At 56.4% G+C, this 12,778-nt stretch carries 10 protein-coding genes; 2 read left to right on the top strand and 8 right to left on the bottom strand.

Annotation, left to right across the window (positions count from 1 at the left end):
• Positions 1 to 30: 30 nt before the first annotated feature.
• Positions 31 to 870 carry a methylenetetrahydrofolate reductase [NAD(P)H] gene (metF, locus tag BLW36_RS09155; RefSeq protein ID WP_091387511.1) on the top strand — a complete coding sequence of 280 codons (840 nt, stop codon included), beginning with the start codon at positions 31 to 33 and terminating at the stop codon, positions 868 to 870.
• Positions 871 to 916: 46 nt separating this feature from the next.
• Here the strand turns inward: metF and BLW36_RS09160 are convergent, their stop codons facing one another.
• From BLW36_RS09160 to BLW36_RS09190, 6 genes are all read right to left on the bottom strand, one after another.
• On the bottom strand, positions 917 to 2,875 hold the full coding sequence (locus BLW36_RS09160) for an alpha/beta hydrolase family protein (protein ID WP_091387513.1): 1,959 nt from the start codon (positions 2,873 to 2,875) through the stop codon (positions 917 to 919).
• Positions 2,876 to 2,968: 93 nt separating this feature from the next.
• Positions 2,969 to 6,088 (bottom strand): TonB-dependent receptor domain-containing protein, encoded by a 3,120-nt coding sequence (locus BLW36_RS09165; RefSeq protein WP_211567173.1) that lies wholly within the window; start codon positions 6,086 to 6,088, stop codon positions 2,969 to 2,971.
• Between the two features lie 1,577 nt (positions 6,089 to 7,665).
• Positions 7,666 to 8,919: an RNA polymerase sigma factor gene (locus BLW36_RS09175; RefSeq protein WP_244506204.1), complete on the bottom strand. Its 1,254-nt coding sequence runs from the start codon at positions 8,917 to 8,919 to the stop codon at positions 7,666 to 7,668.
• A 159-nt stretch (positions 8,920 to 9,078) separates the two neighbouring features.
• The gene (locus tag BLW36_RS09180) at positions 9,079 to 9,489 is read right to left on the bottom strand and encodes a VOC family protein (protein ID WP_091387517.1); all 411 of its coding nucleotides are present in this window, start codon (positions 9,487 to 9,489) and stop codon (positions 9,079 to 9,081) included.
• A 55-nt stretch (positions 9,490 to 9,544) separates the two neighbouring features.
• A complete protein-coding gene (locus tag BLW36_RS09185) occupies positions 9,545 to 9,889 on the bottom strand; it encodes a YciI family protein (RefSeq protein ID WP_091388618.1) in 345 nt (114 codons plus the stop codon).
• A gap of 321 nt (positions 9,890 to 10,210) precedes the next feature.
• Positions 10,211 to 10,801 carry an OmpA family protein gene (locus tag BLW36_RS09190; protein WP_091387519.1) on the bottom strand — a complete coding sequence of 197 codons (591 nt, stop codon included), beginning with the start codon at positions 10,799 to 10,801 and terminating at the stop codon, positions 10,211 to 10,213.
• Positions 10,802 to 10,948: 147 nt separating this feature from the next.
• Between BLW36_RS09190 and BLW36_RS09195 the strand changes: the two genes are divergently transcribed.
• Positions 10,949 to 11,695, top strand: a complete 747-nt coding sequence (locus tag BLW36_RS09195) for a hypothetical protein (RefSeq protein WP_139304848.1) — start codon at positions 10,949 to 10,951, stop codon at positions 11,693 to 11,695.
• A 33-nt stretch (positions 11,696 to 11,728) separates the two neighbouring features.
• Here BLW36_RS09195 and BLW36_RS09200 read toward each other — a convergent pair whose 3' ends face one another.
• Complete coding sequence (locus BLW36_RS09200) at positions 11,729 to 12,376, bottom strand: HAD family hydrolase (RefSeq protein WP_091387524.1); 648 nt, start codon at positions 12,374 to 12,376, stop codon at positions 11,729 to 11,731.
• A gap of 16 nt (positions 12,377 to 12,392) precedes the next feature.
• Entirely contained in the window at positions 12,393 to 12,758 is a 366-nt protein-coding gene (locus tag BLW36_RS09205; RefSeq protein WP_091387526.1) for a hypothetical protein, read from the bottom strand.
• Positions 12,759 to 12,778 lie beyond the last annotated feature (20 nt).

Below are 12,778 nucleotides of genomic sequence, written 5' to 3' on the forward strand. Positions count from 1 at the left end.
CCAGCATCTCGGGGACAGGAAGTAAGCATTATGACCGACTCCATTCGCATCAGCTTCGAATTCTTCCCGCCGAAAACCCCGGAAGGTCGTGAGAAACTGTACAAGACCCGCGAGGCACTGCAGGAATTCCAGCCGGAATTCTTCTCCGTCACCTACGGCGCCGGAGGCACCACCCGCGATACCACGGCAAATATCGTCACCGGCCTGCGCCGCGATGGTATCTCCATAGCACCGCACCTGTCTTTCGGCGGCGACAACGAGGAGATAATCCTCGACCTGCTGAACCAGTACCGGGAGGCCGGTGTCGACCGCATCGTTGCTCTGCGCGGCGATATGCCGTCCGGTATGGGCGCCGTGGCCCAACTTGTCTATGCGAATGAACTGGTCGCATTTATCCGCCGCCATACCGGCGATCACTTCCACCTGGAAGTGGCCGCCTACCCGGAAATCCACCCGGAGGCAGAAAGCTACGACGACGATATCCGCTTCCTGAAGGGCAAGTTCGAGGCCGGCGCCAACAGCGCGCTGACCCAATACTTCTACAACCCGGATGCGTATTTTTATTTCATCGACCAGTGCGAAAAAGCCGGCATAGACGCGCCCATCTATCCAGGCATTATGCCGATCACCAATTTCGCCAACCTGGCGCGCTTCTCGCGTAATTGTGGTGCGGAAATTCCCCGCTGGCTGCGCTACCGCATGGAAAGCTACCGCGACCCGGAGGATATCAAGAAGCTGGGACTGGAAGTGGTGACGGACCTGTGCGAAACATTGCTGGAGGGCGGGGCGCCGGGACTGCATTTCTATACCATGAACCAGGTGGAGCCTTCAGCAGAGGTTCTGTGCAATCTGCAATTCAATCAAACCTGACAAAAAAGCCCGGCAATGCCGGGCTTTTTGTTTCTACACAAAGTGCTTACAAACCTTGGGGACCACAATCTTCATGCAAATAGGAGATCATGGACTCATATAACTGCTTTTGATGATCGAAAAACAGCGTGTTAGAGAAGTGATCGGCACCCTCCAACTCTACATATTTGTATGACTTGCCGTACCTATCCAACTCCTTGCGGTATTTTTCCGCATGTGCCAGCGGCACCCGCTGATCTACACTCCCGTGAATCAGCAGAAGGGGAATATTCACATCCTCTACTCGCTCGACGGGGGAAATACTGTCGTCCCACATAGCAAGCTGCTCTTCTTTTCCAGCGCCCCTCAAGCGTGCGCGATAGTAGTTCACTTGCATTTGATTGTCGGATACTGCTGCGCCCGCAATTGCACACTGATATATCTGCTCCTTGCGGCTAGCAGCAACCAGTGCGGCATAACCACCGTATGACCAACCGAATATTGCCAGACGGTCAGGGTCAGCAAGCCCTTGGTCTACGAGATATAGCATGCCATCATCTTTGTCGTCCTGCATTTTGTAGCCACCCTGGCCACCATCCACAAACGCAGAAGTGTAGTGATCGAGACCAAGACCTCGAGACCCGCGATACTGCGGCTGTAGAACCAGGTAGCCGTTGTTCGCCAGAAACTGTGCCCATTCGTCGTAAAGCACCAGTTCTGACACGAACGGACCACCGTGGGGCAACACTATGGCCGGGAAAGGTGGCTTGCCGGCGGGAATCGTCAGGTATGCCGGTATCATGCGGCCATCGCGAGCCTTGTACTTGATATAGCGGACATCGGCGAGTTTTTCCGCCTCCAGCAGCGGCTGACGACTGCCTACTTTAGTCAGCTTGCCCTTATGAAGCAGGTAGTAACTGCCTGGATCTCGGGGTCCGACATTGTAAATCGTCATGCTGGAGCCATTTCTGGAGCGACTGTTGATGCGCACATAATGGGCATTGGGTATCACCCCCTCCAACTGCCTCTGGGAGGCCATCTCCAGTTCGTCGATATATTCCACCGCCACATTATTCCGCTCGGGATAGATCACACCGGCAATACGGTCAGTTTCCTTCCAGCGGTTGCTGTGTCTGCGTACACCGCTCACATCTACATCACTACGACGGTAAATCAGTTCTCCAAACTTTCCGGACTTGACGTTAAATTCCCAGAGCCCAACCTTGTCATGCCCGTTGTTAGCTGTCACGAACAGAATATGCCGTTTATCGTTATCAAAACCTTCCACGGTAAACTCTTCGAAAGAGTCCTCGCTCTGGCGATAAAACTCGGCCCACTTGTCTCGATCGGTAATGCGCTGGTACCAGACAAAGTCCCCTTTAGCGACATCAAACCCCCTAGCCAACCAAGGGTCCCCTTCTCGGTCAAACTCAACTTGTCCCATATCCAGCTTGCCGCGCAGTAGAAGTGTCTTGGCACCTGTCTTCAGATCGAGCTCATAGTAGGTCCGTGGGCGGAAGGCGTCACTAATTTTGCTGTCATCTCCTCCAGGCAGATAGGAGAAGATAATTCTATTTTTATTGTCGGGTAGAATGTTCTCCATATCGGCACCAAGCTGGTCATACTTCTTCATCTTTTTTCGCTTGATATCGACGGAGGCGAGCAGGTACTCGTATACACCCTGATTAAACCCTTCGATCCGGTCTCGCACTTTCTGTCGCAAGCGCATCCCGATAACGTCATTGCTGAGCCAAAAGAACCGCTGGATTTCCATAGGATTCGAATTGATTCGGTAGGGCTCACCTTCCAAGTCATTAGCAGGGTAGACCTCAATGATTGGGCCTCCATCCTTTGTTGGAATTTTCAACAATGCTACATGTTTTCCATCCGGAGAAATTTCCACGTTGCTAATAACGTCTCTTAGCGCCCAGTAATCTAGTGGATATGGCTCAACGGTTTTGGCTAATGCCTGGGCACCGAAAAGTAGCGCCAGTGCCACTACTGACCTTCTTATTATCTGCATCATCTACCTTCCTGCTAGAGATTCAACTGCACTCTCGCCCAATGTGCGAGAAAAAAAGCCCGCATTAGATGCGGGCTTTTCCCCATCGAGGATCGATCAGAAATTTTTCTGAACGTTCATGAACAGAGTACGCCCCTGCAGATCGTAGCCATAACCGATCGGAGTGTTATTGATGGCTGTAACCTCATCACCATCAACAACCGGCGGCTCCTCATCAAATACATTAGACATGCCCAAACCGGCGGTCCAGGTATCCCCGTAGTAGTACAGAGACGCAGAGTGCACCATATAGTCATCGGCAAAGCCCACATCGCGACAATCGACACCGCCGCTTACTGCGCCGACACAGGCGTCGGAGTAGAAGCCAGTGCCATTGGTGTCATTGATATCGCTGAACTCGTCGACATACTCATCGGCCTGCTCCACAGAACCTATGTAGCGAGAGGTCCAAGTAAAGCGGTAGTCCTCATATTGAACCCGGAATTCTGCGCTCCCTTTCCACTTCGGGTAGCCGAAGGTACCGGTGTAGTACTCGACATCGGGAGTGCCATCGTCTGCCACGTAAGTCAGCTCACGCTGTAGCGTACGGGTGACATTCAGATTGGCAGACAGATCCAGCGCTGCCCCGAACAGGGTTACCGGCTGCTCGTAACGCAGGTTGTAATCGATACCACGCGCAACCTCGTTATCGCGGTTAACAAAGGCGCCATCGATAATATCCAGGAAGCCGTCTTCGTCCCGGCTGAGGAGCGAGCAGAAGGCGCTGGTTCCATTCGGGTTGTTGTAGCAGTCGTTGACCAGGAACTGCGGTGTCGGCTCAATAATTGAGTTCTCGATCTCGATATCCCAGTAGGTCATGCCGAAAGTCAGGTCGAAGTCATCGAAAAACGGCTGTTCGAAGGAGAAGCCGACGGTGAAGGAGTCAGAGGTTTCCTCCTTCAATTCGGTATTACCGCCGCGGGCAACTTCGACACTATAGGTGTTGAAACCGCCATTCTCGAGGGTGGTCGGATCCACACCACTAGCTACGCAGTTGGCCAGGACTTCCGGAGCGCGGGTATCCAATGCTGCATTGTAACCACCACTGATTGGGTCAATAGCCGCTTCCGGGATGAAGCAGGGGTCAGCCACGTTCTGGAAACCAGTCTGATTCTGCAGGAAGTTCTCACGCAGATTGGGTGCACGGTAAGAAGTACCGTAGGTTGAGCGCAGCAACAGGGACTCCACCGGGCGGTAAGCCAGCTTAGCCGAGTTGGTCCAGGCACCGCCGTAGAGCTCATCTTTCGTATAGCGTCCGGACAAGTTGGCGGACAACTCCTCGGCCATGAATTTGCCGGCCAGCAGCGGGACCTCCACCTCGGCAAAGGCCTCGTGAGTATCCTTGCTACCGGTGGCACCGCCATCGGAGAAGTAGCCGAAGAACAGGCCGTCGCGGGCGATATCATCCGGCAGGGACTTGATGCGGTCGTTACGAGTCTCGGCACCAATGCCGACCACCACATCACCGGCGGGCAGGGTCCCGACTGTGCCCGTCGCGTAGGCGGAGAAGATCGTCTGGTAGTAGGCGGTGTCAAAATCGCGGCTGTCAAACAGATAGTCCCGCTCTGCCTGGGTGGCGAAATCACCCACAACGCCCTGGTACAGGGAATCCGCATACATATCCACCGGTACACAGGTGGCTTCACCCGGCAGCGGATCACAGATATAGCTGCCCGGGTTGTTCGGGTCTTCGCGGGTAGTGGCCAGAGACTGGGCCAAGCGGTCGCCGCGCACGCCCATGCGGCTGGACTTGCCATCGGACTTGGTGATGGAGCCGGACAGCTCGAAAGTCCAGTCGGACAGAGTGCCGACATTCAGCATCGGCAAGTCACCGCGCAGGCCGGTCACAAATCGCATCTGGGCCACTTCCACGTTGGCCTGGGTGCGGTCGCCATACACGGAGACAATCGGCAGGCTGCTCGCTGGGCCAATAGCGCCCACCAACAGACCGAAATCCTCGGGAGTGCCACCGTAAAGAGATTGAACTTGGGCAGCAAAGTTCGGGTTGGTCAGCAGGGCATCGTAGGCGAGACCACAGTCGGTGCCGCGAATGCCATCCGGGTTACAGATGTTGAACGGGTTGGTGGCGGGGACATTGGGGAACAGCTGGTAGGCACCGGAATTGATAAAGTTCTCACGCTTGGCATAGCTCGCCTCGAAGAACGGGGTCAGGTTCATATCACCTTCAAAGGTGTATTCGCCGAACGCCATAAAGCTGGTGCGCTCCTGTTCCGGGAACAGGTGGGCAAACAGGTCGCGGCCGTTGATATCGTAATCGCGGAAATTGATATCGGTAATGCCGTCGCCATTGCCGTCAACACCGATGCTACCGAACATACTGGACTCGGAAAAACCGTTCCAACCGCCGTTAGTGACTCCAGGCGTGTAATAAATGCTGCCGGAGAAGGGAACAGATACCCGACCCGCCAGGCTTCCCACAGCACAGCCGTCCGAGGTGTCCATGCCGTAAACAGTATTGTAGAAATTGTCCTGGGAATAGATCTTACCGTCGGTGCCCACTTCGTAGTTTCTGGAGCATCCATTGGTCCAGTCGCGATCCGCGAGGGTTACCGCATTCATCTTGTAATGCTCGACGCCCATACCTACAAAGCCGCGGTCGAAGTTCTGACCCCAACTCAGGCTCAGGGTGGTTTCCTCACCATTTGCCTGTGACGGGCTAGTACCGAACACCTCAAAGTCCACACCGTCGAAATCTTTCTTGAGGATGATGTTGGTCACACCGGCGACCGCATCGGAACCGTAAATGGAAGAGGCACCATCCAGCAGCAGGTCGTACTGCTGCACCAGCGAAGACGGGATCAGGTTCAGGTCGGCCGCGACTGGCGCGCCCTCTACGCCGGCGGGCGCCAGCCGGCGGCCGTTCACCAGCACCAGTGTCCGACCGGCTCCGAGACCTCGCAGATCCACGGTGGATGCACCCGGGCCGTTGTCCAGTACAAAACCTGAGAAGGTCAGGTCGATTTGCTGGCCAGAGGCCGCACCGCTGCTCTGCAGAATAGAGGAGGTATCTATACTTCCCGCTTCCCGAGCACCTTCGGTATCGATAATCTGCAGCGGAGCAATACTTGAGAAAGTATCGCGCTTCAGCCTAGAACCGGTGACAACAACCTCTTCTACGTCGCCGTCCGCGATTCCAGCCGTTTCGCTTTCTGTCATTTTCTCAGCCCGTTCGGCAGCGACAGATTGCGTTTCCACCTCCATTCCTGTGACATCTTCCTGTGCTACCACAAAAGGCGCACCTATGGAAAGTGCGCTCGAAATAGCTAGACTCAGAAAGTTCCTTTTGAACTTCAGCTCCATGTAACCCTCCAAGGATTATTATTTTTACCTTTTTTTGAATTGCTCTGCAGGTTAATTTCCAAATCACGCTTTCCTGCAGCGATTTTTGATAATAACTAGAACTAGGCCTCTGCTCGAGAACTTGCGAAAAAATCTTGAAAAATGAAAGGCTCATCATTTTTTGGATGATTTAAGCGCCACCCCTGTTATAGCCATTACGTAATTTTGAAATAGCTCTCTCGGATTCAACATTATGAGACGATATGGAGAAATTTTGACAGTGGACTAAAAAATATTGGTTTACTCTCAACCTACTAATACATACATCGATCCATAGATAAATATCTGATCGATAGCCAGTGATAAACTCGGTGTATAGCCAGAAGATTATTTAAATTAATTTGAATAAAACTCGCTATATCAAGCTTCGCATGAACCAGAAGGAAACTAGAGTACGGAAATCGATAAAAATACAGCAGATACATGCAATACTGACAATATAGACAGCGATTGCAGGTACTGTAATTTTACCTATAAGCACCATTTTCTAGGTTCTGCTGTATATACCCAGCCAGATAAATAACCGAGACGATTGTCTTTAAATCAAAAATACGACAACAGTTTGAGACAGCGTAAGGCTGATTAACCTCTTGTCCCACCAGCAGGTGATCTTCGTCGGCTAACGCCGGCGACCCTGATTCTGAACAAACTGCTATGCGCTGAGTTCGCCACTGCCAACGCGTTTATTGGCCTGTGGTAGTCCCCGAGGTTTCCGCTTCCATTCCCGCCGCAACCTCCAGGAAAATTCTGCACCTCTTTCGGCGATGGCCGGGCGCGTCTGATCGCTGAGCTCGCTGGCGCGACCGCTGTTGCACGGAGTCAGGGCCTCGTCGCACGCGTACCGTGTATCTAGGACCGTGGGGGGGGCGTGCTCTATGCACCGAGCAAGATATGCTCATCCCCTGTGTAAGCCTTCTGGTACTGCTATTGATCGTGCCGCTGCGGCTGATTTTTCTCTATGTCTTCGACGGCCATCCGGGAAACTCCTCGGTGGCAGTAGTAATGTCAGTGCTGATGATAGGGCAGCTTTATGATTACGTCGGTGGCCGGTTATATGACCGGTCTGGTCGGCTCAAGCAACAACCCTATTAGTGAGCGCCACAGTAATCGCCTCCCCTCCATGTTGATTCTGTTGCAGATGACAGACAATGAGGGCATGGCAGCCAAATTCGACCCATCGCGGTGATATATCTGGCCGGCATGATCTGCTTGGCGGCGGCCATGACCAGCTATTGGCTTCGGCATTGATACCGGCGAGGGGCTGAGCGCCGTGCTTACAGCTAATCTGGCAGTAAAGGCCCCGTATCTGCACACTCGGCTGTTTCGCTCTGACTGGTGGCTGACCAAGAAAAGCTGAAGGGGATTGGCATGACATCTAATTTTGCGCCGCACGCTCAGCCAGCCAATTCCAGCAGTCGACGCTGCAGAAACTGCCGCTCTGTTGTCTGAAGGGCTAGAGATAGGGCCTTTTTGTAGGCCGTGATTGCCTGCCTTGACATACCGAGGCGCCGATACAGGTCCGCGCGCGCGGCGTGGGCCAAGTGATAGTCACTCAGCTCGCCGCGCTCCAGTATCGCCTCTATCAGATTCAGTCCGACATCGGGGCCATCTCGCATGGAGAGAGCCACCGCCCGATTCAGCTCCACCACCGGCGACGGCGCCAGGCGCAGCAGTACATCGTATAGGCCGACAATCTCCCGCCAGTCAGTTTCCTCGGCGCAGGGAGCTTCCGCATGCACCGCGGCGATCGCCGCCTGCAGGCTATAGGGGCCGAAGCCATGGCTACGCAGTGCGCGCCGCACCAGCTCAATACCTTCGACAATCATTTTTCTGTCCCAGAGCTTCCTGTCCTGATCTTCCAACAGCACCAGTTCGCCGGCGTCGTCTATACGCGCCTTGCGCCGGGACTCGGTCAATAGCATCAACGCCAGCAGCCCCTGGACTTCCGCACCCGGCAACAGCCCGTTGAGCTGTCGCCCGAGTCGGATGGCCTCGCCGCTCAGGTCGGTGCGCATCAGATTGTCACCGGTGGAGGCCGAATAACCCTCGTTGAATACCAGGTAGATAACCCGCAGCACCCCGTCGAGTCGTTCGGGGAGATCGCGCCGGACGGGCACGCGGTACGGAATCGCGGCGCTGCGAATCTTGTTCTTGGCGCGCACTATGCGCTGGGCCAGAGTCGCAGGGGCGCTCAGGAATGCACTGGCGATTTCCTCGGTAGTGAGGCCGCAGACTTCCCGCAGTGTCAGTGCCACCCGGGCGTCCATGGACAGTGCCGGGTGGCAGCAGGTGAATATCAGGCGCAGGTGGTCGTCCTCAACGCGGTCCTCGGCCCAGTCGGCGGGATCAGCGGTTTCCGCCTCCAGCTGCTGGGCCATTGCGTCGGTGAGCGGATCCTGCCGCGCCTGGCGGCGCAACCGATCTATCGCCTTGAAGCGGCCGGTGGACACCAGCCAGGCACGCGGATTGTTCGGCAGGCCCTCTGCGGGCCACTGTTTGAGCGCAGCGGCAAAGGCATCGTGCAGGGCCTCTTCGGCCAGCTCAAAATCCCCCAACAGGCGGATCAAAGTCGCCAGCACCCGGCGCGACTCCGCACGATAGATTTCCTCAAGCTCATGCTGCACCTGGCCGCTTGCCGATGCCATCATCCGTTCGCCTTAGACGCAAAAATAACGCTGTTATTCAATCACCAAATGGCGTTGGAAAACAGCGATTGTTCGGCAATCCACGAGCGACCGGGAGGATAGCGCCGCTGAATAAAATCAAAAAATTTTTGTTAATACTTTTTGGCTACGCCTGCGACGGCATTATTGTTCGGGCTTGTCGCAATTAACCATCCAGGGAATACCGAAGCGATCGGTAAACATCGCGAATCGCTGCGCCCAGAAAGTTTCCTCCATCGGCATGGTGACCTCACCGCCCTCGGACAGGGCCTTGTAGATACACTCCGCCTCATCGGGCGTATCCACACCGATGGTGATACGGAAACCCTGCGGTTGTTGATATTGCTGACAGTCATCGGAGGCCATAAAAACCTGTTCGCCAATATTCAGCTGTGCGTGCATCACCTTCTCGAGCTGTTCGGGCGGCATGTCACTGGCCATCGGTCCATCGTCGTAAGTCATCATCGCGATGATCTCACCATCGAAAATCTTCGCATAGAATTCCAATGCCTCTTTACACTGGCCACGAAAAAACAAATATGGAGAGAAGTTCATCCTAGTCCTCACGGTTCTTAATAAGCGTTTTCATCACAGCGCTTTGACACGCGGCTCAAACCCGCAATTGGCGTATTGGGCGCACTTCCACACTGCCGACGCGAGCAGCGGGGATGCCGGCGGCGACCTCCAGGGCTTCATCCAGATTCTGCGCATCCAGCAGATAGAAACCGGCCAGCTGCTCCTTGGTCTCGGCAAAGGGACCGTCGGTGATGGTCACCTTGCCACCGCGCATCCGTACCGTGGTGGCGCTGCTCACCGGTTCCAGCGCTTCTGCAGCCAGCATGCGGCCACTGCCGGCCACTGACTCGGCATAGGCCTGGCATTCGGCATCGGCCGGGCTGTCAGGCAGCGAATGCAGTCTCTCCTCTTCGCTGTACACGAGGCACAAATATTTCATCGTCGTCTCCCTGTTTTGGTAATTGGCAGTGTCGGCTTCCGTAGAAAGCGGCTCGAGGCGCCGCAAAATTGCTATCGCGCCCCTTTGCAGCAACATTGCAGAGCGCTGAATAGCCTGATTCAGGTCACGCGCGTCAATTAACGCCGCGGCAACCAGTGGCGGGCCCGGCGTGAACTGGCGCCAGGCGACTGACGATCGCGGATAGATCAGGCACAGGTATTTCACCACACCCTCATTGCAACGCACTATTCACTGGATAGTCGCAACGGACGAGTGGATTTCGACAGGACTCTGCGAAATTTTTTATGAAGGGTTCGTCGGTCAGGGCGACGGCGGGGGAATCGGGCTGGATAGCGACGCGGACTGGTGATCGAAGTTCAATACGCGGATCACCAGGCGGCGATTCTTTTGCTGTCCTGCGGGCGTGCTGTTGTCGGCAATGGGGTCGGTATCGCCATAGCCCTGGGCCTGCACCCGGTCAGCCGCGATACCGCGCTCGAGCAGGAAGCGGCGCACCCATTCGGCGCGCCACTGGGATAGTTTCAGGTTTTTTTCCGCCTCACCTTCGTTATCGGTGTGGCCTTCGACCGCGATGCGCAGGCTCGGAAAGTCACGCATGATCACCAGCAGGGTCTCCAGATCGCCGATGCTATCCATCAGCGGTGCAAATCCGCCCGGTTCGAACTCCAGCTGCAGCACGAATGTATCACCGCCATCGCGGGGGGCGCCGCGCAGATAGCGCACCAGGTCGTCGCCGAAGGGCGCCGCCTCGCGAGCGACCTGCTCACTCAGACCGGCCTGCACTTCGGTGAGGGGATCGAGCGTGTACTTCTTGTGCGGGTCGTAGCAGCCACTGGCCGCCAGCGCGGCCAGAAGCGGAATACAGTATACGGGCGGGCGAAGACTCGCCATGTACAAGACTCCCGATTTTTGCCGGCGTCCAGTTCATTGTAGTGCAGTTGCCACTGTTGCCACTGTTGCCACGCGGACTACCGGACCATACTGCCGCACACTAGCATTTACTTCCTGTGGCCAGCTGCTAACGGGAGTTTGTTGCACTTGCGTTTAATGTTGCGAACCATCAACGGCCTGCTACTCGTGCTTCTGTGCGGCCTGCAGGCGGCTATCGCCCAGCAGCTGGTGACAGTAAACCCCGGCGAAATCCGCGTGGACGGCGACAAGGGCGTGCGCCAGACCGTGACCTGGCGTATCGCCAGCCGCGGCGGTGCCAGCTCCGCGCAAGCAGAGTTCGTCAACCTGGACAACAACCGGGTACTGGAAGCCATGGCGGCGCCGCTGGGTACCAGCGACAGTGTCGGCACAGTCAGCGAACAATTGAGGATTTCCCCGGCACAGGCACGGCGCTGGTACAGCGCGGGCGTGCGCCGGCTCGGCTACCGGCGCACTTTCAGCGGCGCGGGCGGCAGCATCTCCAATCGCGTCGTGATCCAACTGCAGTTCAGCGGGCGCCTGGCCGGTCTCTCGGCGTCACCGGCCCAGCAGACACTGACCGAGAACTCCGGCCAGATGATGCTGAAATGGGATTTTCGCGGTGCCGGGCTCGGCGAGCTGAATGCCGTATCCACCAACGGCTACTTCCTGGACGGAGACCGCGTCGTTTACACCGTCGAGCAACGCCTGGTCACCGACGGCCAGCGCCGCATTACGGAAGTGGTACAACTGCCACCGGGACTAGTGAAGGGACTGCTCGCAGAAGGCGTCGAGCAGTTGCGCTACAGCCGCACCTTTATCGATAGCAAAGACCGACAGCGCAGTGCGTCGGTAATCGTGAACCTACGGCGTTAGCAAACTACTGTAGAAAGTTACGCCATAAAGCCGCTAGAGAAAATCCAGCACCGCCATCATGTCGCCAACGACCCGCGCCCCGGCCTCCTGCAGCTGCGGCCTGCGTCGCGGATGGTTGCTGTAACCGACGACGGGCATGCCGGCGGCGACCGCCGCCTTGACGCCGGCGATGGAGTCCTCCACCACCAGGCAATGTTGCGGTTCCACCCCCATGGCCTGCGCCGCATGTAGAAACAGGTCGGGCCAGGGCTTGCCTCGGGACACGTCGTCGACGCTGAAAATTCGGCCATCGAAATAGTCGTACAGCCCGGTCTTGTTCAGGGTCAGGCGCATTTTTTCGTGGGAACCGGAAGAGGCCACACAGCTGCGCAGATTGATCTGCAGCAGATGGTCGAGCAGGTCCTCGATGCCGGCTATCGGCTCCAGCTCGGCGTGAAACGCCTCGCGAATGCGCCGCTCGGTATTGCCGAAATAATGATCCGGCAGCGGACCGCCAAAGCGCGTTTCGATTTCCAGCAGGCAGTCACGGGCCGGACGGCCGCTGAACTGTTCGTCCAGCTCCTCGGCCGTGGTCTCCATGCCGAGCTTGTTCATCTCTTCGGCAAGGATGCGACAGACGATACTCTCGCTGTCCACCAGCACACCGTCGCAGTCGAAAATTACCAGTTCAGTGGAAAACATCGGTGCAGCGCGCTCCTCAACTCGCGGACAGCAGCATCAGGCCCAGCAGCACGCCGATGGCACCCAGGATCCGCAGGAAAGTCTCATTGCCCCCGGAGATCTTTATCGCCAGCGCCTTACTGCGCTCGAAGCCGATATGCAGCATATAGGCACCGGCCAGCACCACCAGCACGCCGAGCGCATTGAACAGCACGTTCCAGGCCCGCGTGTCGGCGATCAGCAACAGTATCAGCCCGATGGCAATGCGCGCCCAGGCGGAAATCGTATAGCCGGTTTCATTCAGGCGCTCGCTGATCGTACGCGCCAGCTGCGGCTGCACGATGATGGCGATGGACAGAACCACCAGCGTAAGGCCCAGCACCCACAGAATCAGTTTTACCATCGTTCTCTCCCTGAGCAGAT

The sequence above is a fragment of the Microbulbifer marinus genome (assembly GCF_900107725.1).
Taxonomy (GTDB): Bacteria; Pseudomonadota; Gammaproteobacteria; order Pseudomonadales; family Cellvibrionaceae; genus Microbulbifer; species Microbulbifer marinus.